This is a genomic window from Variovorax sp. EL159 (genome assembly GCF_900100965.1).
Taxonomy (GTDB): Bacteria; Pseudomonadota; Gammaproteobacteria; order Burkholderiales; family Burkholderiaceae_C; genus Variovorax.
In genome coordinates this window covers 813,424-840,277 of the sequence record NZ_FMUJ01000002.1, presented here as the reverse complement: position 1 = coordinate 840,277, position 26,854 = coordinate 813,424, and the positions used below count along the sequence as shown (strand labels likewise).

At 63.0% G+C, this 26,854-nt stretch carries 21 protein-coding genes, 5 tRNA genes and 1 pseudogene; 8 read left to right on the top strand and 19 right to left on the bottom strand.

The window, feature by feature from the left end; translation table 11 throughout:
- Position 1: 1 nt before the first annotated feature.
- Entirely contained in the window at positions 2-1,252 is a 1,251-nt protein-coding gene (gene dcm, locus BLQ28_RS10075) for a DNA (cytosine-5-)-methyltransferase (RefSeq protein ID WP_093238775.1), read from the bottom strand.
- A gap of 126 nt (positions 1,253-1,378) precedes the next feature.
- Between dcm and BLQ28_RS10070 the strand changes: the two genes are divergently transcribed.
- Complete coding sequence (locus BLQ28_RS10070) at positions 1,379-1,882, top strand: hypothetical protein (RefSeq protein WP_256327242.1); 504 nt, start codon at positions 1,379-1,381, stop codon at positions 1,880-1,882.
- A gap of 43 nt (positions 1,883-1,925) precedes the next feature.
- On the opposite strand, the gene BLQ28_RS10065 is transcribed toward BLQ28_RS10070, so the two are convergent.
- Positions 1,926-2,192 (bottom strand): hypothetical protein, encoded by a 267-nt coding sequence (locus BLQ28_RS10065; RefSeq protein ID WP_093238772.1) that lies wholly within the window; start codon positions 2,190-2,192, stop codon positions 1,926-1,928.
- 267 nt (positions 2,193-2,459) lie between these two features.
- Between BLQ28_RS10065 and BLQ28_RS10060 the strand changes: the two genes are divergently transcribed.
- Positions 2,460-3,017, top strand: coding sequence for a helix-turn-helix domain-containing protein (locus BLQ28_RS10060; RefSeq protein ID WP_093238771.1), 558 nt, complete (start codon positions 2,460-2,462; stop codon positions 3,015-3,017).
- A 21-nt stretch (positions 3,018-3,038) separates the two neighbouring features.
- On the opposite strand, the gene BLQ28_RS10055 is transcribed toward BLQ28_RS10060, so the two are convergent.
- The 4 genes from BLQ28_RS10055 to BLQ28_RS32935 form a co-directional block, all read right to left on the bottom strand.
- The gene (locus BLQ28_RS10055) at positions 3,039-4,421 is read right to left on the bottom strand and encodes a sigma-54-dependent transcriptional regulator (protein WP_093238769.1); all 1,383 of its coding nucleotides are present in this window, start codon (positions 4,419-4,421) and stop codon (positions 3,039-3,041) included.
- Positions 4,422-4,428: 7 nt separating this feature from the next.
- Positions 4,429-6,273, bottom strand: coding sequence for a sensor histidine kinase (locus BLQ28_RS10050; RefSeq protein WP_093238767.1), 1,845 nt, complete (start codon positions 6,271-6,273; stop codon positions 4,429-4,431).
- An 87-nt stretch (positions 6,274-6,360) separates the two neighbouring features.
- Positions 6,361-7,761: a dicarboxylate/amino acid:cation symporter gene (locus BLQ28_RS10045; protein WP_093238766.1), complete on the bottom strand. Its 1,401-nt coding sequence runs from the start codon at positions 7,759-7,761 to the stop codon at positions 6,361-6,363.
- A complete protein-coding gene (locus BLQ28_RS32935) occupies positions 7,745-7,912 on the bottom strand; it encodes a hypothetical protein (protein ID WP_176801060.1) in 168 nt (55 codons plus the stop codon). Before BLQ28_RS32935 ends, BLQ28_RS10045 begins: the two co-directional genes overlap by 17 nt.
- A 311-nt stretch (positions 7,913-8,223) precedes the next feature.
- Between BLQ28_RS32935 and BLQ28_RS33255 the strand changes: the two are divergent.
- Positions 8,224-8,781 (top strand): annotated as a pseudogene (locus BLQ28_RS33255) (HD domain-containing protein); the annotation flags it as partial.
- Between the two features lie 6 nt (positions 8,782-8,787).
- Positions 8,788-9,297, top strand: a complete 510-nt coding sequence (locus BLQ28_RS10040) for a GNAT family N-acetyltransferase (RefSeq protein WP_256327264.1) — start codon at positions 8,788-8,790, stop codon at positions 9,295-9,297.
- A gap of 88 nt (positions 9,298-9,385) precedes the next feature.
- Here BLQ28_RS10040 and BLQ28_RS32580 read toward each other — a convergent pair whose 3' ends face one another.
- The 4 genes from BLQ28_RS32580 to BLQ28_RS10025 all read right to left on the bottom strand — a co-directional run bounded on the left by BLQ28_RS32580 (position 9,386) and on the right by BLQ28_RS10025 (position 18,015).
- A complete protein-coding gene (locus BLQ28_RS32580; RefSeq protein ID WP_218121916.1) occupies positions 9,386-10,204 on the bottom strand; it encodes a hypothetical protein in 819 nt (272 codons plus the stop codon).
- Positions 10,198-14,904, bottom strand: a complete 4,707-nt coding sequence (locus BLQ28_RS10035) for an RHS repeat-associated core domain-containing protein (protein ID WP_093238762.1) — start codon at positions 14,902-14,904, stop codon at positions 10,198-10,200. Before BLQ28_RS10035 ends, BLQ28_RS32580 begins: the two co-directional genes overlap by 7 nt.
- A gap of 57 nt (positions 14,905-14,961) precedes the next feature.
- Complete coding sequence (locus BLQ28_RS10030; protein ID WP_093238761.1) at positions 14,962-15,399, bottom strand: DcrB-related protein; 438 nt, start codon at positions 15,397-15,399, stop codon at positions 14,962-14,964.
- A gap of 72 nt (positions 15,400-15,471) precedes the next feature.
- The gene (locus BLQ28_RS10025; RefSeq protein ID WP_093238759.1) at positions 15,472-18,015 is read right to left on the bottom strand and encodes a type VI secretion system Vgr family protein; all 2,544 of its coding nucleotides are present in this window, start codon (positions 18,013-18,015) and stop codon (positions 15,472-15,474) included.
- A 649-nt stretch (positions 18,016-18,664) separates the two neighbouring features.
- Here BLQ28_RS10025 and BLQ28_RS10020 point away from each other — a divergent pair.
- Positions 18,665-20,491, top strand: a complete 1,827-nt coding sequence (locus tag BLQ28_RS10020; protein WP_256327239.1) for an Ig-like domain-containing protein — start codon at positions 18,665-18,667, stop codon at positions 20,489-20,491.
- Positions 20,492-20,502: 11 nt separating this feature from the next.
- Here the strand turns inward: BLQ28_RS10020 and BLQ28_RS10015 are convergent.
- From BLQ28_RS10015 to BLQ28_RS09975, 8 genes are all read right to left on the bottom strand, one after another.
- Positions 20,503-20,576 (bottom strand) — tRNA-Cys (locus tag BLQ28_RS10015).
- A gap of 7 nt (positions 20,577-20,583) precedes the next feature.
- Positions 20,584-20,659, bottom strand: a tRNA-Asp gene (locus tag BLQ28_RS10010).
- A gap of 123 nt (positions 20,660-20,782) precedes the next feature.
- Positions 20,783-20,858: transfer RNA gene (locus BLQ28_RS10000), tRNA-Trp, on the bottom strand.
- 14 nt (positions 20,859-20,872) lie between these two features.
- A tRNA-Pro gene (locus tag BLQ28_RS09995) sits at positions 20,873-20,950 on the bottom strand.
- Between the two features lie 12 nt (positions 20,951-20,962).
- A tRNA-Leu gene (locus BLQ28_RS09990) sits at positions 20,963-21,039 on the bottom strand.
- Between the two features lie 166 nt (positions 21,040-21,205).
- Positions 21,206-21,406, bottom strand: a complete 201-nt coding sequence (locus BLQ28_RS09985; RefSeq protein ID WP_093238758.1) for a hypothetical protein — start codon at positions 21,404-21,406, stop codon at positions 21,206-21,208.
- A 95-nt stretch (positions 21,407-21,501) separates the two neighbouring features.
- The gene (locus tag BLQ28_RS09980; protein WP_093238756.1) at positions 21,502-22,908 is read right to left on the bottom strand and encodes a sensor histidine kinase; all 1,407 of its coding nucleotides are present in this window, start codon (positions 22,906-22,908) and stop codon (positions 21,502-21,504) included.
- Entirely contained in the window at positions 22,905-23,561 is a 657-nt protein-coding gene (locus BLQ28_RS09975; RefSeq protein WP_093238755.1) for a response regulator, read from the bottom strand. The genes BLQ28_RS09980 and BLQ28_RS09975 overlap by 4 nt, the downstream gene beginning before the upstream one ends.
- Positions 23,562-23,691: 130 nt before the next feature.
- Here BLQ28_RS09975 and BLQ28_RS09970 point away from each other — a divergent pair, with 130 nt between their 5' ends.
- From BLQ28_RS09970 to BLQ28_RS09960, 3 genes are all read left to right on the top strand, one after another.
- The gene (locus BLQ28_RS09970) at positions 23,692-23,991 is read left to right on the top strand and encodes a hypothetical protein (protein WP_143012464.1); all 300 of its coding nucleotides are present in this window, start codon (positions 23,692-23,694) and stop codon (positions 23,989-23,991) included.
- A gap of 73 nt (positions 23,992-24,064) precedes the next feature.
- A complete protein-coding gene (locus BLQ28_RS09965) occupies positions 24,065-24,913 on the top strand; it encodes a hypothetical protein (RefSeq protein WP_176801058.1) in 849 nt (282 codons plus the stop codon).
- Positions 24,914-24,984: 71 nt separating this feature from the next.
- Positions 24,985-25,914 carry an SMP-30/gluconolactonase/LRE family protein gene (locus tag BLQ28_RS09960; RefSeq protein ID WP_093238750.1) on the top strand — a complete coding sequence of 310 codons (930 nt, stop codon included), beginning with the start codon at positions 24,985-24,987 and terminating at the stop codon, positions 25,912-25,914.
- Positions 25,915-25,917: 3 nt separating this feature from the next.
- Here BLQ28_RS09960 and BLQ28_RS09955 read toward each other — a convergent pair whose 3' ends face one another.
- Positions 25,918-26,850, bottom strand: a complete 933-nt coding sequence (locus tag BLQ28_RS09955) for a dimethyl sulfoxide reductase anchor subunit family protein (protein WP_093238749.1) — start codon at positions 26,848-26,850, stop codon at positions 25,918-25,920.
- Positions 26,851-26,854 lie beyond the last annotated feature (4 nt).

Sequence of the window (26,854 nt, the reverse complement as noted above, 5' to 3'; positions counted from 1 at the left end):
TTCAGGCGAGCGTCAGTTGGGCTGCGTTCTTTTGCTCTTCGATCAAGGTCACGATTGCGGGCTTCATTGCAGTAGCGGCGGCAGCCATAACCGGCATAACCACCGAATTGCCGAACTGCCGATAAGCCTGCGTGTCGCTGACCGGAATGATGAAGTCTTTCGGAAAACCCATAAGGCGAGCACATTCGCGAGGCGTAAGCCGCCGCGGATTCTTCCTGCTGCCCTGCGAGACAAGAATCTCCGAACCGTCTTTGTGGTAACGGGCCGAAAGCGTCCGGGTAACCGAACGACCGTCAACCAGACCGAAGCCGAATCCATTACCGGCCGCCTTGTGCTTGGCAGCATATGCCTGCAGATAGGCCCAGAGGTTATCTGTCAGTGTGTAGCGGTCGGCGATCTTCCCTTTGGAGCCGGTCGTGTACGGCTCTTCTGTTTTCTCACTGCCATCTTGCGGGTGAAGAATCGATTTCAGGCGGGGACCGTGCTCTGGCAGATGGACATCTGCCCACCGGAAACCCGCATCGCGCTGGAAGCCGGCGATCAGAATGCGCTCGCGATGCTGTGGCACGAAATGCTGCCCATCTACGACCTTGTATTCAATGTGATAGCCCAGCTCTTTTTCGAGCGTCTCCCGGATGATGCGAAAGGTGTTGCCCTTGTCGTGACTAACCAGGTTCTTGACGTTTTCGAGGAGAAACGCCTTGGGACGCTTGGCCGCGAGGATGCGAGCTACATCGAAGAACAGTGTTCCTTGGGTCTTGTCTTTGAAGCCGTGATCACGGCCCAACGAGTTCTTCTTGGAAACTCCCGCAATTGAGAATGCCTGACAAGGGAAGCCCGCTAACAACACATCGTGATCGGGGACGCTGTGCTCGTCGACCTTGGTGATATCTCCTTCGAAGCGGTGGTCATGCGAGAAGTTTGCCTTGTATGTCTTCACAGCAAACGGATTCCATTCGCTTGTGAAAATGCACTTGCCACCCGCCAGTTCGAAGGCCTTGCGGTTGCCACCAATGCCCGCGAAGAGGTCGATAAAGGTGAAATCAGAGGCAGTTGGGCTGGATACTTTGCGCTTTTCGGCGATCAGGATGTCGCGGATGGCTGGCATCTCCAAGGCGGAAGGATGTGTTTCCTGCCGCTCCCAGCGACCGATGGTCTTGGGGTCTAGATCAAGACGCTCAGCAAGCTCTTTTTTGTTGAAGCGAGTCAGCGCGTCGCGCAGGATGTCAAGGAAGTCGTTCGGGTCGCCCATCAGTATTCTCCGTAATCTGGGAAGAATAGCAGACAGCGTGTCCCAAAATCGTCCTTTCGAGAATATTTTCAGCAGGCGGGACGAAAACCAGGCAGACGCCGGGAATCTGTAACCCCATAACGCAACATGCCGGACAAACGCCCTGTTACCCTATTGGCGGTTCTCCCATCAATGGCGAAAACCAGTGCGCTGCCGAGAAGCGACTCCATCAAAGACAGACTGCACACACCAGAAATCATCATCAACGAGAAAGGGAATCGAGTCATGACTCACGGGCCAACTAAATTTCAAGCTTCTTGCACAAAGACTCTCTCGGCTGTCGAAGCCGATCCGAATAGATCAAATCAGCACGAATTTAATGGCATAGCAGAACTCAAGAGGATTTTTGGGCTTACCGATTTTTCAAAAATTGCTTTCTTCTCAGTCAGCGGCCACGCGACCACCGCTCAATCGGAGGTCACCTGGTATGAAGCTCGGGAAGCACATCCGACGCGAAGTGAATATCGCCTTTATTTCAAGACAAATTCGGTAATGGCGCAGGCAAAAGAAGGCGATAGCGTCACATTTGGCCTAGATGAAATTGGAAATCTGCATATAGTTTTGTTGAAAAAGGGAACGAGCCGAAACTGATTTCGAAAATCAGATCCAGCTCTTGGCGCTACAACGGACTCTGTTAAGTCTCGATCGAGTTTGAGTCGCATCCTGCAACCTTTTGAAGCAACGTTTCCGCCTCTTCAACCAAGTCAGCGGCAATCCACATGATGTTGTCACGATGTCGCGACCCAATCGCGTCGAACCAATCGCTGCAGTCTCCATAGCAGCAGCTCAGTAGAGACCGCAGTTGGGTCAACTTGTTCTCAAGAATGTCTTTCGCGTCCTGCGCTGAGGTTGCGTTGACGGAGGTGGGCGTGTTCTGCCCGGCGATAATTTGATCAGCCATTGATGTGCGGTCCTTCCAAGGTAATGCACGTTGATTGGTCAGACGGCCATGGTGTTAGCGCACCTTGGCCGTCGCCTTTTGTGCCTCACATCGACATCGCTGCGGTGTGCATCGATGTCACGCCGTGAGGCGCGGCGGTCCTTCAAATGTAAGAACATACGCGCCGCATCGAGACCTCGATGCAGTGAACAAATCGCGCACCAAGCCAACTTTGCCCACATCGGCAAACCAAAACAAAATGCCCACCTGTCACGGCAATAAACCGACATGCAAGCCCCGCTCCTAACCCCCGCCCTGGGCCCGGCCCTCAAGCGCTGGCGCCTGGTCCACCGCGTGAAGCAATCGCACGCCGCCGAGCTCTTCAACGTCAACCAATCGACCATCTCGCGCTGGGAGTCCGGCACGCAAGCGATGGAGCCCGCCGAGCGCGCACGCGCTGAAGCGCTGTTGTCGGCCCGGCTCGATGCCGCCGCCGACCATGCGCTCGCAAGGCTGGTCAACGAGAGCCCGCGGCCGCTGCATCTGGTGTGCGACATCACGCATCGCCTGCTGGCCTGCTCCTCGCGCAGGGCCACCGAGTTCGGCGCGCCGCTCTCCACGCTGCTGGGCCGCTCGCTCTGGCGCTATGCCACGCCGGAGATCGCGGGCAAGGAAGCGATGCTCGAAGACATCGGCTGGCGCGATGCGCTCGCGCCGCCCTCGTTGGAATTCGTCACGGGCACCAACGATTCGCAGTTGGTGCCCATCGCGCACAGCCTGTGCCGATGGACGCGGCTCACGCTGTCCGATGGCACGTCGGCGAGGCTGGTCGAAACGCTCTGCTGACGCAGGCCTGCGGAGGCCCCGTCAGGACTTGAACTCGTCCGCCGCAATCCCAAGCTTGCGCAGCTTGTCATGCAAGGTCTGCCGCGCAATCGCCAGCGCGGTGGCGGTCGCGGGTTGGTCGCCCCGATGCTTGCGCAGCGCCTCGACGATCACCGCCCGCTCGAAAGACGCGACCTGCTGCGGCAGCCCGCTCGGCAAGGCGGGCACGCCTTCGGCAGCAGCACTGCTACTGCCCACGCCCCGCGTCTGCGTCAGGCGTTCGCCGAGCAGGCCCAGCACGAAGCGGTCGGCCACGTTGCGCAGTTCGCGCACGTTGCCGGGCCAGGCGTAGGCCATCAGGTCGGCCAGTTGCGCGCTGGTCAGCAGCGGCGCGGCGCGCTCGTAGCGGGTGGCGGCCAGCAGGGTGAAGTGCTCGAACAGCAGCGGGATGTCTTCGCGCCGCTCGCGCAGCGGCGGCAGCTCGATGAAAGCGACGCCCAGGCGGTAGTACAGGTCGGCCCTGAACTTCTGCTGGTCGCTCATGGCCTTCAGGTCTTCCTTGCTCGCGGCGACGACGCGGCAGTCGAAGGGAATGGTCTTGTTGGCGCCGATGCGCTCGATGCTGCGTTCTTGCAGCGCGCGCAGCAGTTTGATCTGCACGGCCATGGGCATGCTCTCGACTTCGTCGAGGAACAGGGTGCCACCGCTGGCGTATTCGAACTTGCCGATGCGCACGCGATTGGCGCCGGTAAAAGCGCCGGCCTCGTGGCCGAACAGTTCGCTCTCGGCCAGGGCTTCGGGCAGGCCGCCGCAATTGAGGGGCACGAAGTGCTGGCGGCGGCGTGCGCTGTGGTCGTGCAGGCAGCGCGCGACCAGCTCCTTGCCGGTGCCGGTCTCGCCGTAGACGAGCACATCGGCCGAGGTCTCGGCCAGGGTCTTGACGGTCTGGCGCACCTGTTGCATTTGCGCCGAGCGGCCGATCAGCACCGACTGGATGCCCTGCCAGTTCTCCAGCGCGTCGCGCAGCGCGCGCACCTGCAGCGTGAGCTGGCGGCGCTCGATGGCATGGCGCACGATGGCCACCAGCCGTTCGGCGCTGAAGGGCTTTTCGATGAAGTCGTAGGCGCCCTCGCGCATGGCCTGTACGGCCATCGCGATGTGGCCGTGGCCGGTGACGAGGATCACGGGCAGCTCGGCATCGGTGTCGCGCAGCTCGGGCAGCCACTCGGTGCCGCTGATGCCGGGCAGGCGCACGTCGCAGATCACGATGGCGGGCACGCCGAAGCCGATGTGCGGGCGTGCGCGCTCGACGCTCGCGAAGGATTCGACCTCGAAACCGGCCAGGGTCAGCAGCTGGGTCGTGCTGATGCGGACGTCTTCGTCGTCTTCGACGAGCAACACCCGGATGGCTGGGGCTTCGCTCACTGGGGGGTCACTCCTGTTGGGCAATGGAAAGAAAGGGAACGGGTGCGTTGCGGGTTTCGGCAACGGCGGCGGGCAGGTCGATCACGAAACACGCGCCGCCGTCCTTGAGGTTGGCCGCGCGCAGTGTGCCATCCATGGCCCGCACCAATTGTGCCGAGATGACGAGCCCCAGGCCCAGACCTGCCCCGGCGGGCTTGCCGGTCACGAAGGGCTCGAACAGGCGCGGCAGCACGTCGGGGTGGATGCCGGGGCCGGTGTCGCTCACGCTCAGGATCACGCGGCCGTCTTTCTGCCGCGCCTCCAGGCGCAGGGTGCGCAATGGGGCGTCTTGCATGGCGTCGATGGCGTTGCGCATGAGGTTGACGAGCACGCTGCCCAGCGCGGCCTCTTCGGCCATGACGCCGAGCGCGGCGGGCTGCACGTCGATCTCGAAGCTGATGCGCTGCTTTTTCGAGGCTTCGGCCACGATCACCTGCGCGTCGGCGATGGCCTGGGACAGCAGCAGCGGCTCCAGCGGCAGTTCGCTCTTGTGCGCGAAGGTCTTGAGCTGCGTGGTCAGGCGCGCGAGGCGGTCGACCATGCGGCGGATGCGTTCGAGGTTGCCGCGCACGTCGTCCAGGCGGTTTCTGTCGAGCAGGATGCCGGCGCTCTCCGACAGGGTGCGCATGGCGGTGAGGGGCTGGTTGAGTTCGTGCACGACGCCGGCCGACATCTGGCCCAGCGCGGCCATCTTGCCCGCATGCACCAGCTCGCCCTGCGCGGCGCGCAGTTGGGCGGTGCGGGCCACCACGGTCGATTCGAGGGTGTCGTGCGCCGCCTGCAGCGCGGCCTGGTTGGCGAGCCGCTGGCGCACCGCCCGGCGACGCTGCCAGAGCGCGACGGCGAGCAGCAGCAGCACGGCCATCGCGAGGCTGGCGGTGATGGCCGCGTTGCGCGCGGCCACGCGCACCGGCGCCAGGTCGTCGAGCACCACGAGCTGCCACGGGGCGCCGCGCAGGGTGCGGGCGGTGGCGAGCTGGTCCCGGCCGTCGAGCGAGATCACCTGCACGTCGCGGTCGAGCACCTCTTTCTGCGTCCACTGCAGTGGCTGCAGCTTGGCGTCGCCATAAGGGCGCGAGCGCAGCACTTCGGCGCGCTGCAGTGCGTCGAGCGGCAGCAGCGGCCTGAACTTCAGGTCGTCGCGCGTGGACAGGATCACCACGCCGCGCTGGTCGATCAGCACCACGTCGCCCGGCAGCTTGCGCCAGGCGTGCTCGGCCTCCGAGAGGTTGATCTTCACGGCCACCACGCCGCGCGAGGGCTGGCCACGCCGCAGTGCATACGACAGGTAGTAGCCCGGCCGGTTGCTGGTGACGCCCACGCCGTAGAAGCGGCCCCGGCCCTGTGCCAGCGCGTCGATCACGTAGGGGCGGAACGACAGGTCCTGGCCCAGCGTGGTGCCGGGCTTGTCCCAGTCGGACGCGGCCAGCGAGGTGCCGGCGCCATTCATCACATAGAGCATCTCGGCGCCGGCCGTGGCGTTGACGCCGTCGAGGTAGCGATTGACGGCATCGCGCAGATGCAGGTCGGAGGGCGTGCCGAGCAGCGCCGGCACGATGGGCGTCATTTCGAGCAGCGCGGGGAGGTAGTCGAAGCGGGCCAGGTCGGCATCGAGCCCGGTCGCGAGCATGTCGAGGCGGTGGTCGGCCGCCTCGCGCAGGCGCGCCAGGCCCGCCTGCATGGCGAGCTGGTGGCCGGCAAAGGCGGCCACGGCCACCAGGGCCAGTGCGCCGCACCAGCGCGGCAGGCCGCGCCATCCCCTTGTGCTGTCGGAAGGCATGTCGAAACGCCGGACCGGCTCCCTTGAAATCATGGGAGCGTTATTGCACAAGGGCGAGCTGCCCGCATCGGTGGCAGCCCGATGGCCCCCTTTTGTGGGGCCGGACATGCAAGCCCCGGCTCAGGCCTGCCGGGAGGCAGCCACGGCTGCCGGGCCTGCGGGCATGTGCGCGTCGGTGGCGTCGAGCACACGCTCGGGCTCGTTGGCTTCGAGCGTGCTTTCCTGGTTCAGGTGCTGATGCATGCGCACCGTGTCGAGGTCACCGGTCCACTTGGCGACCACGATGGTGGCCACGCCGTTGCCGATCAGGTTGGTCAGCGCGCGGGCTTCGGACATGAAGCGGTCGATGCCCAGGATGAGCGCGAGCCCCGCCACCGGCACATGGCCCACCGCCGAGAGCGTGGCCGCCAGCACGATGAAGCCGCTGCCCGTGACGCCCGCCGCGCCCTTCGAGGTGAGCAGCAGCACCGCCAGCAGCGTGAGCTGTTGCGTGAGGGTCATGTCGGTATTGGTCGCCTGCGCGATGAACACCGCCGCCATCGTCAGGTAGATGGAGGTGCCGTCGAGGTTGAACGAGTAGCCCGTGGGCACCACCAGACCGACCACCGACTTCTTCGCCCCCAGGTTCTCCAGCTTGGCCATCATGCGCGGCAGCACGGATTCGCTGGACGACGTGCCCAGCACGATCAGCAGCTCTTCCTTGATGTACTTGATGAACTTCCAGATGCTGAAGCCATGGGCCCTGGCTATGCCCCCCAGCACCACGAAGATGAACAGCAGGCAGGTGGCGTAGAAGGTGGCCATCAGCTGGCCCAGTTGCAGCAGCGAGCTCACGCCGTACTTGCCGATAGTGAATGCCATCGCGCCGAAGGCACCGATGGGCGCGGCCTTCATGATGTAGCCCACGATCACGAAGAGCACGTGCGAGCCCTTCTCGATCACGTCGAACACCAGCGTGCCGCGCCCGCCGAAGCGGTGCAGCGCAAAACCGAACATCACGGCGATCAGCAGCACCTGCAGGATCTCGCCCTTGGCGAAGGCGTCGACCAGGGTGTTGGGGATGATGTTGAGCACGAAGTCGGTGGTGCTCTGCATTTTGCCCGGGCCCGTGTAGGCCGCGATGCCCTTGGTGTCGAGCTGGCTCACATCGACGTTCATGCCCGCGCCGGGGCGCACGATGTTGATGATGACGAGACCCACGATCAGCGCGACGCTGCTCACGATCTCGAAGTACAGCAGCGCCAGGCCGCCGGTCTTGCCGACCTTCTTCATGTCTTCCATGCCGGCGATGCCGACCACCACCGTGCAAAAGATGATCGGGGCAATGATCATCTTGATCAGCTTGATGAAGCCGTCGCCCAGCGGCTTCATCGAAGCGCCGGTGTCGGGATAGAAATGCCCCAGCAGCACCCCGAGCACGATGGCGGTGATGACCTGCAGGTACAGGGACTTGTAGAAGGGTTGGCGTACGGGTGGGTGGTCCACGAATGTCTCCTGGAAAATTTCAGACGCCGGCGGCATGCGCTTGCCGGCCGACGTGGGGAGTGCGACTGCCGGCATCGACTGCCGACGGGCATGTCGATGTCGCGGCGGCGCAGGGCATGGCGGGTGCGTTGGCTTGGGCGATGCGCTCGCCAGTGCCCGTGAGGGCAAGGTCGCCCATGGTGTTCATCGGTTTTTGTCTCCTGTTGTGTCGTGGCCGGCCCCGCTTCGAGCGGCAGGGCCGGCCCAGTGACTGAGCAATCGATATGCCACGCGCCGCGAGGCAGCGAATGCGCGCCAAGTCGTTGATTTCATGAGGGAAATGGCTCGACCAAGAGACACGCCCCGCCGACGATCCGGCCGCAATGCAGTCGCCCCGTCCGGACCACCGGACCTCGGATCTAGGGCAAACCCTTAGCCCCTTCGAGGATCGGTAGCGGCGCTCCCCGCGCATATCTCATGCGTGGACAGCCGCGAGCCCGCTCCCTACGATTCCCCTCGATGAACATCGAGAAACTCAAGGGCAAGCTCGCCTTCTTGCGCGAGGCGGAAAAACTCAAGGACGTGCTGCGCAGCGGCCACACCTCTTCCGGCCGCGCAGAGAGCACGGCTGAGCACAGCTGGCGGCTGTGCCTGATGGCGATGGCGTTCGAAGAAGAGCTGGCCGGGCTCGACGTGCTGAAGGTGCTCAAGCTGTGCGTGGTGCACGACCTGGGCGAAGCCATTCACGGCGACATTCCGGCGGTGAGCCAAGGCGCCCACCCCGACAAGAGCGAGCGCGAACGCGCGGACCTGCTCACGCTGATGGCGCCGCTCGACGACAAGCTGCGCGGCGAGCTGCTGGCGCTGTGGGACGAGTATGAAAACGCCGCCTCCCCCGAGGCCAAGGCCGTGAAGGCGCTCGACAAGCTCGAAACCATCCTGCAGCACAACCAGGGCGCCAACCCCGAAGACTTCGACTACGCCTTCAACCTCGGCTACGGCAGGAAGCACACCGGCACCACGCCCTTGTTCAGCGCCCTGCGCGCGCTGGTCGACGACGACACGCGGCAGCGCATCGCGCCGCTGCTGATCCGCGAGGAACGGGCGGGCGACGCGGCGGCGATCGAGTGTGTCACCGTGGCTGCGTTCGCGGATGCGGCGCACACGAGCCACACGGAGCAGTTCATCGTCAACGCGTTGCGGCGGGCGGGGCAGCTGACAGTGTCGCTGGTGGCGCAGGTGGGTGAAGACGAAGAGATCGTGGGGCACGTGGCGGTGTCGCCTGTGTCGATTTCTCCTTCAGGTGCGGTTGGCTGGTATGGGTTGGGGCCGATTTCGGTGGTGCCTGGGCGGCAAGGGCAAGGCGTGGGGGCTGCGCTGATGAAGGCGGCGCTGGAGCGCTTGCGGCAGGCGGGTGCTGCAGGATGCGTGGTGCTGGGGGAGCCGGCGTACTACGGGCGCTTCGGGTTTGTTGCGCGGCCGGGGCTTGTGCTGCCGGGGGTGCCTGCTGAGTACTTTCAGGCGGTCTGCTTTGGAGGTGCTTGGCCAGAGGGGGATGTGCAGTATCACGATGCGTTCAATGCTACGCAGTAGCTGGCAACTCCTGTCCCATGAGGCAATGCCCCCGAAGATTCATGTACCCGAATTGATTTGACGGACAGTGAATTTTATTTCCTGAAGACTAACTCGGCCGCCACTGAGTGATTTCTGGATATTCCTTGAACCAGTACATCAAGGCATCCAAATTAACACCATCGCTTCCCGTCCAAAAATCTACCGGATAGGCCCAATCGGAACTTCTGGATTTTGTGGGCGTCAGGTGCCCTACGTAGCTATAAATGAATCCTTTGTGCTCCGGCGTCTGCAATATTCCGGCGTAGCCCAAGGCATCCAATAGATATTTGGCCTCTTCTCCGGGCAATTTTAGCCCGGGGATCTTTTTTATCTTTTTCAACAAAGATTTCGGAGTTTCTTCCGAAGGGCAAGTAGAGATGAGATCCAAGATGGAGCAAAAAATCTTCACATCCGACTCTGCGGGTAAATCAGTTTTTTCCGCGTTTTGCTGCTGAAGGTACAGAGCAAGCACCACAGGCTCTCGCCCTACAAGTGAGCCATTCCATCGGCATTTATTGATAAACGTCAGATCGACTGTCGATTCCTTCTGCTGTGCGCAGATTGCACAATGAACGCCCTCCGTTGCCTTGAAATTGTGCTCTGGGAAATTGGCCATTACCGCATAGGCGGAAAGCGCAGCTCGGGCATAGGACAGGTTGCCTCCGATACCCAGCAAGAAGGACGCAGCAACCTTCTCTCTACTGGCTTGCACAAACTCGTTGCGTGCCCACTGAACGGATTTATCGTGCGTAATCTTTATCGGATCGAACATCATTCCGGCCGATTTAGCGTATTCAAAATCTTCCTTTGAAGTTCGCCCTGGCTCCAAAAGATCATACGCCTTCAAAATTTTTAAAGCTTTGGGATCCATTTTTTTCATCAGCAAGTCTTTGGCTTCATGGTTTTACTTTGCAGCGGCTTCAATTCTCCCGCAGAGGCCGCCCCTCTGCTGCTCATCTCCGCCTCCGCCAGCGCGACTCTTCGTTTGCCTGCATCCGTTTTCAGTTTGGCATCAGAAATGCCTTGGTCAATATTCCCTCGAACGCTGTCCCCACCTCGCCCAAGCACACCCTTCGTTCTGGTTCCTGAGTTTTCGATACCTCGAACAGTATCTTTTGGGGTACCAACGGGCGTTGTTCTATTGATGGTGTCGCCGGGCTGCATTCGTGCAATACCATCCTTCCCGACATTGGCTCCGTGGCGGCGCATGACGTCGCTCAGCGTTTGAGAATCAGAGGCGCGGCCATGGTAGTAAATTTCTCCGTTTGCATCGGTCAGATAATAATTCCAGTCCCATCCCAACGGATCAATCCATCCACTCGGATTTGGAACATAGCCATTTAAATTGATTCCTCCCGCCAGTCCAATAGGATCTGGACTGATGAATCGCCCAATATCAGGGTCATAAAAGCGAAAAGTGTTGTAGTGCAGGCCCGTATCCCTGTCCAGATACTGCCCTTGGAAACGCAGGTTTTGCTCAATGCCCAATTGGTGCCCCTGCTCGCTCGGTGGGGCCTGCCGCCCGTCAAGGGCGGTCAATTCCCATTGCTCTGAAACTGTAGCGCCCCAGGTTCGATAGCTGGCGCGCCAGCACAGCCGCCCCTCACTGTTGCTCAACTCCTCGGGTAACCCAACCTGGTTCGCGTGGAAGTAGTAGATCTCACATGAAGGCAAGTCGCCACCCGCTCGAGGCACGTGCAATGGCGATGCGGAAGGCCGGATCACCGGAGCCTCCAAGCCGCTGGCTGTGGCCCTCTCTCCCCCATCAATCTCGCCGCCACGCGCGTCCAAACGCGCCAATGGCACATAGCTGTTGGGCTCATACACATAGCTCACCACTTGGGCACCGCGCCGCTCCTCGATGAGCCGCATGCCCTCCCAGATGAACCTCGTGCTGCCAAAGGCGTCGTGCTTCGCCACCCTTCTTCCGAGCGCGTCGTAATCGAAGCGCGTCACCTGCGTGATTGCATGCTCGGTACCAGGTCTTCTGGTGGTGTGCACTGCTACCAGGCGGTCTTCTGCATCCCACTCGAGGAACTGCTCGGTGTGCTTGCCCGATTTTTTTCGAATCAGCCGACCGTGGCCATCGTAGGTGTATCGCTTGTCCTCGTACACACGGACGAGGTTGTCGCGCACGTAGCCACGCGCGCGCTCAGGCAACGTGTTGCCTCCCAATGCTGCGTCGAGCAGATTGCCTGCGGGGTCGTAGGCAAACTGTTCATGAGTGGCGACCGTTTCGGCGGGCACGATGCGCGCTCTGGGCAATGGCGTGCGCACAGTCTCCTCAATGCGACCGGTGGCGTCGTAGTGATGCCCGGTCGCACCCTGGATGCTGTGGCGAGCTTGTCTAAGCTCGCCCGTGGCGTCGTAGCTGTACTCCTTCATCAATCCATCGAGGACACGAGCCTGGGAAGTACCCGCACTCTCGATCGCTTGACGCCATGCGGGATCATGTGTCGCAAAAGGTTCTGCCAACGAACCCGGACGGCACCACATCGCCACGCGACGCCCCAGCGAATCCAACGCAAAACGGGTTGCCAGTTGCCCCTGCGTCCGTGCGACCTCGCGATGTAGCGCATCGCGCTCCAGGTCACAGATGAGCATGTGGCTGGCTGGCGCGTCCCCCTCTTGCTGCGACAGGTTGATCTGGTGAAGATGGCCCGAACCATAGTAGAGATAGTTCAAAGCTCTCAGACCGCCGGTCTGCCCAGCCAATGCAGGCAAGAGCGTCTGGGTGCAATTGCCCAACTCGTCATGCGCATGGCGCATGCTGTGCTGCTCGCCTGTCGTTTCGTCGATGCTGGTTTCGGCGATCAGGTTGCCAAGCAGGTCGTATTCAAAGCGCACGGTGTGCAGCGGCCGCAACTCCATTGCGGCAACCGTGGTCGTGGAGTTTTGAGCTCCAGCGCTGCGCAACACCTGAAGCTTGACAGCTTCGAGCAAGCGATCCTGCGCGTCGTAACGATAGCGGTAATGGTGATCCTCGCATCGCTTCTCGATCAGTCGACCTGCTCGATCGCGAACAAGGTCGGTTCGCGAGGGCTGTGCTGGCGGCCGGGCATCACTGGGTCTCAAGAGTTCGAGATCGTCATCGCCGATGCCGGGATGCTGGACAACAGTCACAGGCCAGCCATTGGCGTCATACGCGATCTGCACGCGCGAGCCACCCACGCGGCGCTCTTCGACGATGCGGTCGGCCGCGTCGTAAATGAACTCGAAGCTCGCGCCGTTCTCGTTAACGAGTCTGTGCAAGCGCTGCGCGTTGTCATAGCCAAGAAAGACGCGCCGGCCCTCCGCATCTTGTTGATCCAGGAGTTGGCCACGGGGGTTGTAGCGGTACTGCGTGCGATGCCTCAACGGATCTTCGACCAGGGCCATCTGCCCCGTCGTGTCGTAACCGTAGCGATATTCGGCGCCATCCGCGAGCTTGACGATCTGCAATTGCCCCGAGTGGCTGTACTGATATCGGGTGCTCTGGTTCAGCGCATCCGTTTCCTGAATCAGGTCGTGTTCGGCGTTGTAGTAGTAGTGGGTGGTCCGACGCGAGCAATCGGTAAAGCTCACCATTTGGGCTTGCGGGTTGTAGCCATACCGAGTCACGCCGCCTCGGGCGTCTGTCACCAACACCGGTAGCCCCGCTTCGTCGTAGACCGCCGATTGGCTCACGCCATTCGGCCCTGTGACTTCGGTCAAGTCGCCTTGGTCGTTGTAGGTGTAGAACCAGGCTTGGCCGTCATAGCCCACCAGCTTGGACAACTTTCCCAGTCGATCCTCCCAACGCAAGGTGACGATGCGATCGAGCGGATCCTGCAGGGTTGCCAACTGCCCGCGCGCGTCGTAGACGAAACGGTACTCACCACCGCCAGGCAGGGTGTGGCGGGTCATGCGCTGCAGTTCGTTCCATTCGATCTCGCTGCGCTCGCCCAAGGCGTTGGTGTAGGAAGTCACCAGCTTGTCGGCATTGCAGGTCCAGTGCTGCACCCGCAGAAGCTGATCCACACAACGCACTGCATAGTTGCCACCGGCGTCAGGTGCCCCATAGCTGAATTCGTAGGACTCCCCGTCGTCGAGCCAATGCCTCAGCACACGGCCACTCGGGCTCAATTCGTCCCACGTGTAATGGCAACTCAAGCCGCTCCTGAAGCGCTGGTACACCATCATGTGGTTGTCGTATGCGAAGCTGCGAACCGACTGCCCCTCGCGATCAATCACCTCGACCAGATCGCCCGCATCGCTGTACCGGTAGCTGACCAGAACGACCGGCACGGCGCCACTCAGACGCTCGACCCTCAACAAGCGCGCGTGCGCCGGGTTGTCGGAGCTGTAGTGCAAGGCCAGTCGATGCCCGTTGCTGCTGCCGATCCCGCGCAGCAGTCCTGCTTCGTCATACTCGTATTCGATGGTGTTGTGATGCAGATCTGCCGCAATCTTCAGCGCCAGACGCTCGCCCTCGAAATAGGTGCGACGCGGACCGAACTCGTAGACCATGCCATCACCGGGATAGGCCACGATGTAGTGGCCACCAGGCGTGCGAACGATCTGGAACTGCTCGGAGACAAAGTAATTCTTGCTTCCAGGCGCCACGTCAGGGAATGTCAGTTCGCGTCCCTGCGGGCCCATGTAGTGGATTTGCCCATTCTTGAACACAAGTTCCAGAGCGCCCGGCGTTACCCAACCTTGCCCCATGATTCCAACACGCGCATCTTTGGAGCTGTAGAAGCGGGACCACACCAGGGGCAGCGGCCCAGGCAAGACGACGTCATCTTCGAATGGAATGATCTTGGCCCCCGTGGGCACATGCACTGGCTTGCCTTGCAGAGAATTTCCAAGCCAGGTGCCAAAGCTGTTGCCGCCTCGGCTGCCGTAGTCGAAGCTGGGCAAGCTGAGTCCGGTCGCGCTCGCACCAGCGGCAATTCCAAGACCTACTGCCACATTCGCCAAGAAACACGGCAATTTCTTGCCAACCCCTGAGGCAGCACCACCGATCAACTCGGCTGCAAAACGCGCATAGCCGGCATATTTGCGCTCATCGTCAGAAATTTCCTGCGAGCGCTTGTTCGCGATCGCCACCGGCGGAGAGCCAAAGATCACATTGCCGGAACCGGAACTGATCTTGGCATCGCAATCCACGGCATCGCCCTTGCGGGCAGCACGCATGCCATTGATCCATACGCTTGTCGCACCCTCGATCACAGGACTGTGCTTCGGCGACGGATGGTCGCTGCAATCGGCAAAGTCGACTGCAGCCATGTGCGCACGATACGCAGCTCTCTTGTTGACCAGGACGTTGGCGGAACCGATGGCATTCAACGTCCCCGTGACGTACGTGAATGTTCGCCCTATCGCCTCACCGGTCGATTGCACGAAATCGGCTGCCGGCCCAATGGCTGCCACGCCCACCACCACCCCGATGGCAATGGCGGCAATGGTCCCGAATGGAAACACACAAGCCATGCCCGCCAGTGCAGCCCCAAGCCCCCAACTGGCCAGCCCACCGACAACGCAAGCGGCTGCCGTTCCTAGCCAAAAACCCAGCTCTGCATGGCTATGCGATATCTCATCCAAATGGCGCGCGGCTTCTGGCATGAAATGGCCCTGAAGGAAGTGGTAAGGCGATGGCGCAAGAAAGAAGGAGCCCGCCGGCTACTGAAGCCGCACGCTGTCAATCAATTGGCTCCAGGTGGCGTCGTCTTTGGCCTCCCAGAGGCCCACGGTCGTTCCCACGATGATCAGGATTTTTCGACCACCAGCACTCATGTACAGATGGCGCTGGAAAACCACATTGCCCTTGTTCTTGTAGCGCACTGCAATTTCAATAGCCTCGACTTGGCTTGCGTCGACCTTGCTCACCATGCGCCTGGTTGCAGGCTGCAGCTCTTTGAAATTCTCCTGCGCCGAAGCGATGGACTTCATCTGCTTCCTGACGATCTCATCGAGGACTGCACCTTGGGGAATCACATCCCGGCTGATCACCAGATTGAAGTCCGGCGGCTGCTTGCTGCCCAACAGCAAGGCGTTGACACTGCGATCCTGAAAGGGCTCGGGAAGATTGAGTTCGAGTTCTTGGGTGACGTATTTCATGGTTTTTCCTCCGGTAACACCGCAGGGCCTTGGCGCCCTGACGCCAGTACTCCCGCCGGCCACCAATCCAGCTCAGGACTTGTCTGGGTTCAGGTGTATCTCCGAACCGTACTGGGCCAATGTTCCCGTGAAGTCCAGCACCCCCGTATCACCTTCGGCCCCAATCTTGGTCTTGGCCTTGAACGACAGATTGGCCGCCGTGGACTCCATGGAGACCTGGTTGGGCGCTTCGAAGGTGATGGTTCCAGCGTCGCCATCCATCACGATCTTTGTCGGACCACACACGAGCTCGATCCGCTTGGGGGCTGTGATCTTGATACCTGTGGTTTCTGCCTTGACCAGCACGTTGTTCTTGCCCTCGACGTTGGCATCGCCGGCTGTCGATGTCAGGCTGTTGTTGAGCAGAGACACGAGATTCATCGCCCCAGTCTTCGCCGTGTGGGCGATGTCCCCTGCTGAAACCACGGTGACGGCACCACCGGTATTGACGTGGGTGAACATTCCACATTTGACCAAGTGGGTAACCTGCGCGCCGCTCGACAGAGTGATGCTGTTCTTCACGTGCATCGAGACACTTTGGCCGCTGCTGATCACGACGGGCTTCGGACTGATGATCGATTGGCCTTCGGGACTGACGATCGACACGATAGGCTTGTCGACCTGTTTGCTGTCCGACAGCAGTTGCTTCGACTCCGACATCGCGGGGTCGCCACTTTGAGGCATGCCGGTTTCAGCCGCACCAGCGCCGGTTGCTGCACCGACGATGGAGGAAAGCATGGGCCCCAGGCTGCTCGAGCGCGCGTCCTTCAAGGTGCCCAATAACGCCTTGGTCTCTGACACGGCCTGCTCGGCCTGCAGCATCAGACCCTCGGTGTGTTGCAGCATGTCGCCCAACTGTTGATGGCCGTCGGGGTTGTCGCGCGAGATTTTCTGAGTGAAGTCCTGCGTGTACGTCGTCAGCAGCAACCCTTTGTCCGCCCGGATCGAGCCCCACTCGTTCGTGCGCAATTCAAAGCCATAGCTGCGCTGCACCTCGGAGCCCTGGTTCATCAGGTACCCCATGTGCAGATGGGTGTTGCCGTAGTCTGTCGACAGTTCGATGTGCTCGGTGCCCTTGCTGTCTTCGAAGCGCAGCATGTGCTTGCCACCGCCGCCCTTGCTCCAGTGCGTCTGGATGCCCGACTGGGTCTTGTGCCGGGGCAGCTCCCACGGTGGCATCTGCGCAGCGTTGTAGACGCGACCGGTGACGATCGGGTAGTCGGGGTCGCCGTTCAGAAAATCGACGATCACTTCCTGGCCGATGCGCGGAATGTTCATCGCGCCGTAGTTGCTGCCAGCCCAGGTCTGCGACACGCGAATCCAGCAGGAGGAGTTCTCGTCCATCTTGCCGTAGCGGTCCCAGTGAAACTGCACCTTGATGCGGCCGTATTCGTCGGTATAGATCTCTTCGCCCGCGGGGCCGACCACCACCGCCGTCTGCGGGCCGGTGGTGCGCGGCTTGGGCGTGACGCGGGCGGTGCGGTACGGCGCGTTGTCGGGCAACACCTCGAAGGCCTGCCGGTAGCTCGTGCCGCTGGTGGATTCGCTGTAGGCCGCGCCGGCGGCGCCGTCCACGCGCAAGGCGTTTTCCTGAAAGTCGTAGGTCGCGGCCTCGATCAGGTAGCGCCTGTTTTCCTCGTCGTTCGGATGCCTGGCCAGGTCGAACAGGTAGCCGGGCGCGATGTGGCGCAGGTTGCCTTCGGCCTCGATGAGTTCGCGCCGCCCGACCTGTTGCTCGAGGCGCAGGCGCGCGTAGTTTTCGCCATCGCCCAGTTCGGTGTACCCGCCTGGCCAGTCGTACAGCTCGTAGCTGTCGCGGCTGTGGCCGGCGGGTTGGCGGCGCAGGGTGTCGATCTCTGCGTTGGGCTTCTTGAAGTCGTAGTCGTCGGCCGCAAAGTGGCCCGACGCGATGTCTTCGCTGTGGCTCCAGGTGTCGATGAAGTCCTGCTCGAGGATCTGGGCCGCGAGCACGCCCGCGTGGTAGGGCACCTTGACTGGCCCGCTCGGCAAGCTCGCGTGCGATTCGGGGCCGTCGCACAGCACCAGCTGATGGCTGCCCTTGCTGTGGGCGAAGTAGTAGTAGATGCCTTCGAGCTCCATCAGCCGGCTGACGAAGCTGAAGTCGGTCTCGGAATACTGCACGCAGTAATCCCAGGAGCGGTAGCTGCCGCTGAGCTTGGCGTCGATGGCAAAGCCGTAGGGCGCCAGCACCTCTTGCAGGATCTCGGGCACCGTCTTGAACTGGAAGATCTTGAAGTCGGATCGCCGGGTGGCGTACCAGAGCCAGGGCCGCAATACGGCCTCATAGACGCACATGTCGCCGTCGTCCTTGCCGACATAGGCAAAGCGCGTGACCTGCCCGCTGAAAAAGCGCGTGCCCGCGCCGCCCAGTTCGGTGGCGAGGTTCACCTCGACGGTCATGTCCTCGCCCAGCATGCGCTTGGCCGAGATGCTGGACATGTCGCTGACGAGCCGCACCCGCGACTCGAAGAGCGTCGAGATGCGCTCCTGTCCCGTCATCGACCGGAACTTGAGCCGCTCGCCCAGAGAACTGTGGGCTATGAAGCTGCGATTCATTCTTTGGAAGCTCCCTGCCCCTCAGGACACCATTGCACCCGCTGCCTCCCTTTGCGGGACGGCAACCCCGAAATAGACAGACCGCCATCAATGCCCAGCTTCTGGTGACACAGGAGTCAGGGCTGTTATTTTTCAATGCAAGGCTTTTGCCTTACAGCGGCCAAGCAATCAACACTTGCAAATCGAACGTACAGCCATATTGCAGCCTGTACGTGACAAAGCGCTTTCGTTTTTAACAAACTTTGCCCAGCGACTCGCTATTTCTCACGAAATTTTGTTGCCAGCCTTTTCAAGCATCGAGGGAATAAAGTAATAAGTTTTAAATCCCGATTTTCAATTTCTCAAACAAAATAATTACACGCAATTCAAATTGCGAAAAACGTTTCTGTAGAGGCATCACGGTCTTGTCGGCACGCGGAGCGAGCCGGCCGGCACCGAGACCCCAGGAAAGGCGGCGGATTTTTCTACCCGCTCGTGACGGGCTTGTGACCTTGTCCGCCTTCTTCCGGCTGAACCCCATCTGTTTCAGATGTGTAAAAAATGAGGCTCTTTTGTGTTTAAATCACAAAAATCTTACATTTTTGATACACAAACGCACGAACAGATGGGCGCAACCTCCTCGCTCCTTTCTCGTGTTCTTCCCTCTGTCGTGGCGCTGTTTTTCGGTGTGCTGATGGCACCCGGTACGGCCCAGGCCGAGCTGAACAGTGTCGGCAATGCACCACACAGCGTGCATCGCCTGAAGTTCTACGTCGACCCGGCGTTGGCCGATGAAATCGGCCCCGCGGAAGCAGGCCGGCGCCTTGCGCAGTACGTGGCCGACGTCAACACAGTGTTCACGCGCGAGACCGTGCGCAGCTTTGTGTTCAACCCGGCGAGCGACCTGCAGCTGATCGCGCCCGCCTCGGCCCCGCCTTGCAGCCACAGTGGGCTGGTCGATGGCGAAATCGCGGTGTGCGTCTCGAAGTCGACGAAGGGCTACAGCCACGGCGGACTGGCCGCGAGCTGGACCTTTCCGCAAAAAGGCGTGACCTGGAACCTGAACTGGATCGCGATCCACGACCCGCTGCACCTGTCGCGTGCCATCACCGCGGCCGCGCCCGAATCCACCGAGAAAGACTATCTGGGCCGCCAGCTCAAGACGCTGCTGCACGAGCTCGAACACGTGTTCGGCGCCGGCGCGGGCGAGTACTACAACGCCGCGATGGTGAAAGACACCACCGGCACCGCGCCGCAGGCCGACCTGGCCCTGATGAGCGACACCGACCGCTACTGGTGGACACGCCAGAGCTGGCGGCTCGACCCGCTGCTCGGCACGGTGTTCGAGCAGCGGCGCGATCCGGCCACCAACCGCGTGATCACGCTGAACATGATCCGCTTCACGGCGGGCACCAAGGCCAACATCAACACCGACTGGAGCGACTGGCCGAAGTTCGGCACGTCGAAGTACATGGCGGGCACCACGGCCACGCAGGTGCGCATCACCGACCGCGACACGGGCGCAGCGCTGCCCGGCGCGCAGGTGTCGGTGTGGCGGCACACGGGCGCGTCGCCGCAGCAGCCGATGAGCCTGCTGGTGCAAGGCACGGCGGATGCGGCGGGCCACTTCGCCTTCGATTGGGATTGCGGCTTCACCTGCTTCAACAGCGCCAAATCGACACTGCTGGTCAAGGCCTCGGCACCGGGCCGGGCGCCGATGGCAAGCTGGTTCACGATCTTCGATGCCTTCGAGCAGAAGGCCGTGAAGGGCCAGTCGACCTTCACGATCGACGTGGCGCTGGGCGCGGTCGACACGACGCCGCCGACGGTGTCGCTGTCGGCACCGGCCATGGCCACGGTGGGCCAGCCCGTGACCATCGCGCCCGCGGTGGTCGACAACGTCGGCGTGTGGGGCGTGAAGGTCGCGGGCACGGACGGCATTCCGATCTGCACCTTCGACACGCCGCCCTACACCTGCATATGGACACCGCTGGCGCCGGGCATGCAGACGATCCGCGTGATCGGTGTCGACGCCGCCGGCAATTCGGCGATGGCGACTGCGAACGTGATGGTCAATCCGCCGGCGCAGACCACGCCGCCCGTGGTGTCGGTGGCCGTGCCGGCCGCCACCGGGGTGAAGACGGCGACAACGCTGTCCGCCGCGGTGCAGGCCGACGCCGGTGTTGCCGAGTTGCAGTTCATCGTCGACGGCAAGACGCTGTGCACCGTGAAGGCCGCGCCCTACACCTGCAACTGGACGCCCAGTGCAGCGGGCTACGCCAGCATCGAAGCACGGGCCACTGATTCGGCCGGCAACATCGCGAGCGTCTCGGCCAACATGCAGGTGAACGCGACGATCACGCCCTACCGGGCGCTGGCGCTTCGAGGCGGCGAGAACAACGAGGCGGTAGAAAACCTGCTTCACCCGACGGCATCGCCGTCGGCAACGCCCAAGGTTCGCACTGCGGGTGCCCCGCGCGATCGCAGCGGCTCCTGACGCCGCGTGCGTGGAGGCGCGGACCGGAGTCGAACCGGTCTGGACGGATTTGCAATCCGCTGCACTGCCGCTTTGCTACCGCGCCGAAGAGATGGCGTTCCGCAGGGGAGTCGAACCCCTGGCTTCCTCCTGGACAGGGAGGCACTCTGGCCACTGAGTTAGCGGAACGAAAAGACAGAACAAAGAAAAGATGGCAGGCCCTCAAGGATTCGAACCTTGGATACCGGGATCAAAACCCGGTGCCTTGGACCACTAGGCGAAGGGCCATCAAAAAAAGAAAGAAAAAGAAGATGGCGCGCACGGAAGGAGTCGAACCTTCAACCGCTGGGTTTGGAGTCCAGTGCTCTGCCAATTGAGCTACACACGCGTGAATGAAAAGAATGGTCTGAGTGGCAGGATTTGAACCTGCAGCCTCCTGCTTCCAAGGCAGGCCGTCTACCAGATTGACACTACACCCAGAGAAAATTTGATTGGTGCCCCAGGGGAGATTCGAACTCCCAGAATTCCGCTTCTAAGGCGGACACGTATGCCGGTTCCGTCACCGGGGCTGATGGATGCGAGGCGCGATTTTTTTAAAGAACGTCTGCCGGGTGGGGCCTCGGCGTCATGCAGCGCGATCACTGCGTGTTGTGTTGAACGAAGGTCGAAAAACAAAGAGGCCCGGAACCTTTCGGTGTCCGGGCCTCTGCTTGAGAGCGCTTGGGAGGTGTGCGCCTATGCGCTTCCTCCACCCGGTGACACCTGATCCTGATCGACGCAATCCCACGGCTTGGCCTGCAGGGCTTGCATCGGGTTCGGGCACTGATCGAGCTGCTGCGACGCCAGCATGCCCAGGCCATTGCGCAGCACGACGCGCACGAGCGCCCGGCCCGATGCGGGCCGAATGCTGTCGATGCGAATGCCTGTTGCTGCCACGATGGTTCCTGTTGTCTGGGTCGAAATGTTCTGCGGCCGAAACCGCGATGAGGTCGGACTGTAAATAGTCTTTACGCCGCCGTCAACAGGGCGCTTCAAATTTTTTCGGCACTGCCCCGGCGCAACGAATCGAGCGTGAGCTGGCTCCGTATGCTGACCGTGAAGGCGCACCCGCGCCCGGTCGGGTTCTGCGTCAGCTCGATCGTGCCGCCCATGCGCTGGCAGGCCTGCCGCGCAATCGAAAGACCGAGGCCCGTGCCCTGCGCGGACGTGCCCGACACGCGGTGAAAGCGGTCGAACACCAGCGCATGCTCTTCCTGCGGAATGCCCGGTCCGCTGTCGACCACCGACAGCGTGAGCACGCCGCCCGCCAGCCCCAGCGTGACGACCACATGCCCGCCTTCGTCGACGTACTTCACCGCGTTGTCGAGCAGGTTGCGCAACACCGATTCGTACAGCGGCACCGGCAGGCTGAACCCAACGCTGTCGGGCGATTCGAGGATCAGCTCCAGCTGCCGGCTGGCCGCATCCTTCGCGGCCTGCGCCAGGTGCCGCCGCGTGAGTTCCGCGACATCGACGCGTTGCACTTCGGGGCGCGCCGACCCGTCCATGGTCGCCAGTTCGAGCAATTGCTGGATGAGGTGCGAGCCGCGCGCAATGGCGTGCTCCAGGTGCTGCGCCGCTTCCTGCCGCTCCGCCGGATCGGTGGAGCGCGACAGCACATGGGCCTGCGCGCCGATCACCGCCAGCGGCGTTCGCAGTTCGTGCGCTGCATCGTTCACGAACGATCTCTCGCGATCGACCTTGCCCCTCAGCTGCGCCAGCAAGTCTTCGAGCGCCTTCACGAGCGGCTTCAGCTCGGCGTACTTCGGATTGAAACCCAGTGGCGAGAGGTCTTCCGCACTGCGCGACTGAATGCGCTCGCCGAGCGCCCTCAATGGCTTGATGCCTTGCGCCGCGGCGATCCACACTGGCCCCAGCACGAACGGAAACGCAATCAGGAAGGGCACGACGAGCGAGCTGCCGATGAACCCGAGCAGCCACGGAATGCCCGAGTGCGGCTCGCCCACCCACACCTGCCAGCGCGCATTGCGGCCCTCGTACAGCCAGTACCGCTGGTTGCCGAGCTTCACGTCGACCATCTTCTCGGGATCGCCCCGCACGGCCAGCCCGGCGATCTCGGGCGACACGTAGATCAGCTTTCCCTCGGTGTCCTTCAGCAGGAAGACCACGCGCCCCGGCAGGTTGCCCTCCCCCCGGCGCAGCTCGTTGATCATGTTCGACATGGTGTCCATGACCGCCACGGCGACCTCGTCGCGCTTGACCTTGGTCAGCGCGCTGTTGAGTTCGCGGCCCGCGCGCACCACGCCCGAGTCCGTGTCCATGGTCCTGCGAAAATCCAGGTACATGTAGGCCACGAGCGCGGCCCATGCGAGCGTGAAGGCAAGCAGCAGCGACAGCGCCACGCGCCGCACCAGGCTGCGCTGAAACAGCCACTTCATGTTGCGAGCATGTAGCCAACGCCGCGCACGGTCTTGATGCGCTCGGCGCCGATCTTGCGGCGCAGGTTCGACACGTGCACTTCGATCGCGCCGAAGTCGACCGGCTCGCCCAGTGGGTCCAACCGCTGCGACAGCGTGCCCTTCGGAATCACCGCCCCCGGCTCGCGTGCCAGCTCCAGCACCAGCTGGAACTCGCGCGGCGACAGGTCCAGCGCCACGCCCGCCAACCGCGCCACATGGCTGCGCGGTTCGATCTCCAGCTCGCCGAAGGTCCACACGTCGCTGGCCTGGTGCGCGTAGCGCCGGCGCACGGCATGGATGCGCGCCACCAGTTCGGGCGTGGCAAAGGGCTTGACGACATAGTCGTCCGCGCCGCCATCCAGCCCCGCCAGCCGGTCTTCGAGCGCCGAGCGCGCGGTGATGACGACGATCGGCACCGTCACGCCCTGTCGCCGCCAGCGCGACAGCAGTTGCAGGCCCGACCCGTCGGGCAGGCTCACGTCGAGCAGCACGCAGCCGCAGGCGTCGCCCTCGAAGGACCGTGGGGCGTCCGCGATGCGGCGCAGCCATTCGATGCTGAAGCCCTCGGCCTTGAGCGCTTGCGAGAGGGCCCGACCCAGGTCCAGGTCGTCTTCGATGAGCAGGAGGTGCATGGGGCCGGATTGTCCATGCACAAACCTTAAGCATTCCCAAAGGTTCGATGCCGAACAATGCGGTTCCCCCCGACCTACCGGGCAGCCACGGGGGCATCGGTCGGCCGCCCGGATTCAACGGAGTTTTTGCGTGGTCCCCGTCTTCAGAATCTCGAAGCGTCGCTCGCTTCTTGCAGCGATTCTGGTCGTCATGGCGCTCTCGGCCTGCGGCGACGGCAAAGCGCCGTCCGCAGCCGCCGAGCCGCGCGGCAACGACGCGGTGTCGCAGATCATTCCCGTGGTGCAGGAACAGGATGCGGCCGCCAGACGCGGCCTCGACAGCGACTCGCACGCCAAGCCGTTCCTCCTTCAGATGCGCTGCCGGCTCAGCCGCTGCAACCTGATCCTGCGCCTGAAACGATCGGGCCTGCTGCGCGCCTTGCTGAAGTAGCCGGCCGCGTGTGTCCCCCGCCCCGTTGCGGGCAAATCCCGAACGGCTGCAACGAGGCCACAGAATGGCGTTCATGCAAGAACCCATGCCTCTCCAGAAGAACCCGGCGCTGCAGCGCGCCTACCTGTTGCTCATCGCGGCCCTTGTGCTGATCGGCTGCTGGATCGCACCGGTCGACGCACCCGCGCGCACGCAGGTCAACGACGGCCTGAAGCGCGCGCTGACCACCTTCGCCGCGGCCCGTGCGCTCGGCGCCGTGGTCTCGGTGGCGCAAGGCACGCAGGTCGATGCCACGCCGGGCGGCGTGGGCGTGAGCTTTGCACCGGGGCAGGCGCTCAAGCCGCTGAACGAGCTGATCGAGCAGTTCGCGGCCATCATGCTGGCGGCCAGCGTGTCGTTCGGCATCCAGCTGGTGCTGCTGAACATCGGCGCGCACCAGTGGATGTCGGTGCTGGTCAGTGCCGTCGCGCTCGCCTGGATCGTGGTGCGCTGGCGGCGCGGCCGCTCGCCGCGCTGGCTGCAGTCGGCACTCATTGGGCTGCTGCTGGTGCGCTTCGCGGTGCCGCTCAGCGCAGTGGCCAACGAAGGCATCTACCGCGTGTTCATGGCGAACGAATACCAGGCGGCCTTGTCGGGCATCGAGAAATCGCCGACCGCCGTGGTCGACGCCACGCAGGAAGCACCCACGGCCCAGGAAGGCTGGAAGGACCGCATCGAACGCTGGCTGCCCAAGCTCCCCAACCTGAAGGCGACCTACGACCAGATCCTGAAATCGGCCTCCGACTGGGCCGAGCGCATCGTGAAGCTGATCGCGCTGTTCGTACTGCAGACCATCGTGCTGCCGCTGGCTTTCCTGTTCCTGGCGTGGCGGCTTGCGCGGGCGGCCATCCGGGAGCCCGCTGCCCGGAGCGCTTCGGCTTAGCGTTTTCGTTCGGAGTTTCCGGCAAGACGTAGCAAACTGGCGTCCCGACGACGCACCACCGAGGTCTTCCCATGCGCATCCGCGAACTCGCCACCGGCCTGCAGTTTCCCGAAGGGCCGATTGCCATGGACGATGGCTCGGTGCTGCTGGTCGAGATCGCACGCGGCACGCTCACGCGCGTGCGCGCCGATGGGCTGGTGCAGGTCGTCGCCGACCTGGGCGGCGGCCCGAACGGCGCCGCCATCGGGCCCGACGGCGCGGTCTATGTCTGCAACAACGGCGGGTTCAGCTGGCACACCGAGGCCGATGGCTGCCTGCGGCCCACAGGCCAAGCCGCCGACTACTCTGGCGGGCGCATCGAGCGCGTCGACCTGAACACCGGCCGCGCCGAGCGCCTGTACGACGCAGTCGAAGGCGGCTCGCTCTGCGGCCCCAACGACATCGTGTTCGACGCGCAAGGCGGCTTCTACTTCACCGACCTGGGCAAGGTGCGCGAGCGCGACATGGACCGTGGCGGCCTGTTCTACGGCCACGCCGACGGCAGCGCCGCCCACGTGATCGCGCGGCCCGTGATGACGCCCAACGGCATCGCCCTCTCGCCCGATGGCAACACGCTCTACTACGCCGAGACCGAGGGCGCGCGCGTCTGGGCCTTCGACATCACCGCGCCGGGCCGCGTGCGCAAGGACGGCTGGCCTTCGCCCCACGGCGGGTGCATGCTGTGCGCCTCGCCGGGCGGGCACTACCAGCGCTTCGATTCGATGGCGGTCGATGCGCTGGGCAATCTCTGCGTGGCCACGCTGCTGCATGGCGGCATCAGCATCGTCGCGCCCGATGGCAGCACCGTCGAGCATGTGCCGCTGCCCGACCGCTACACCACCAACATCTGCTTCGGCGGACGCGACCGGCGCACGGCCTTCGTCACGCTGTCCGGCAGCGGAAGGCTGATCGCCATCGACGACTGGCCCACGCCCGGCCTCGCGCTGAACTTCGAGGCCTAGGGGCTACGACACCACCTGGTAGTACAGGTTCTGTGGGTGCTTCGCCTGCGCGAAGAAGAACCAGCGCTCGGCCAGCAGGCCCGGTGCCTGCACCAGCACCGCGAGCAGCCATGGCCACACCGCGCCACTTGCCAGCCCCCACGCCAACAACACCGCTGGCAGCGCGAAGGCCAGCAGCAGAAAGCCGAGCTTCATGTTCTTGAGCACGGCCATCGACGCGCCATGAAAGAACTCGCGCGTGTTGAACGACCCGGCCGACATGCCCATCGATTTCTGCACCAGCTTTTCGGTGCGGATGCCCGTGGCCGATTGCAGGTTCGACTTGTGGCGGATGCCCGCATTGCGCCGCAACGTCTGCCCGCGCGCTGCCCACGCCGCCAGCGTGGCGACCAGCGCGCACGGGCCGAAGACCTGCACGAAGCGCAGCTCTCCGGCCAGCGCCGCCATCGCGCAGGCCAGCACCAGCCCCGACGACAACCCGATCAGCGTGAAGTTGACGACGGTCAGCGGATGCGCCCATTCCTCGATGAAGCGCAGGCAGGCGTAGATCATTGCCGTGCAGTACCAGAGCGCGACGGCGCCGCACAGCACCAGCACGGGCAGCAGCCACGACCACAGAGCATCCGTACCGAACTGCAGCGATAGCCACCACAGCGCCACCAGCGCGATGAAGCCCGGCAACACGATCACCTCGCGCGACATCCACGAGGTACGCCACATCAGCACCGCGCGCCATGCGCGCGTCTTGCGGCCCAGGTGCATGAACGATGCGGCCAGGCCGGCCACGAGCAGCACCTCGGCCACGCCCAATGCCATCGTCAGGAACCCCGGCGCGAGCCCGAGGCCGAGCAGCACCGCCAGCGCGAGCGTGAACACCAGCCCCTGCGCCGCACCGGCGAGCGTGGTGAAGAAAAGGATCGAGAACGCGGGATGCATGCGG